The sequence below is a fragment of the Paraburkholderia sp. EG286B genome (assembly GCF_040965655.1).
GTDB lineage: Bacteria > Pseudomonadota > Gammaproteobacteria > Burkholderiales > Burkholderiaceae > Paraburkholderia.
Genome location: NZ_JBFRCF010000160.1, coordinates 1 through 469, shown reverse-complemented (window position 1 = coordinate 469; position 469 = coordinate 1). Strand labels below are relative to the sequence as shown.

Below are 469 nucleotides of genomic sequence, written 5' to 3'. Positions count from 1 at the left end.
GGCCACGCCGAGGCCGTTCATGACCTGCGGAATGTCGTTGCGGCCGCGGTACACGCGCAGGCCCGGCTTCGACACGCGCTCGAGGCGCTCGATGACGGGGCGACCCGCGTAGTACTTCAACGCGATGTTGAGCTCCGTCTTCGTGCCGTCCGCTTTCACCGCGAAGTCTTCGATATAGCCTTCGTCCTTCAGGACTTGTGCAATCGCCACCTTGACCTTCGACGAAGGCATCGTCACCGAAACCTTCTCGACCAACTGCGCATTGCGAATGCGAGTCAGCATGTCGGCGATAGGATCACTCATGCTCATTTACGTTTCTCCTATTACCAGCTTGCCTTGGTCAGGCCAGGGATCTCGCCGCGGAATGCGATTTCGCGAATCTTGTTGCGCGCCAGTCCGAATTTGCGGAACGTGCCGCGCGGACGGCCCGTGATCGCGCAGCGATTGCGCTTGCGCGTCGGGTTCGCAT

The 469-nt window shown here is 60.8% G+C and carries 2 protein-coding genes; both read right to left on the bottom strand.

Annotated features, from left to right (window positions below; translation table 11 throughout):
* Positions 1–309, bottom strand: a 309-nt coding sequence (rpsH, locus tag AB4Y42_RS44205) for a 30S ribosomal protein S8 (RefSeq protein ID WP_368697892.1), incomplete at its 3' end; no start/stop codon positions are given.
* Positions 310–323: 14 nt separating this feature from the next.
* Positions 324–469 (bottom strand): 30S ribosomal protein S14 (gene rpsN, locus AB4Y42_RS44200; RefSeq protein ID WP_368697893.1); only part of this gene is annotated, 146 nt, incomplete at its 5' end.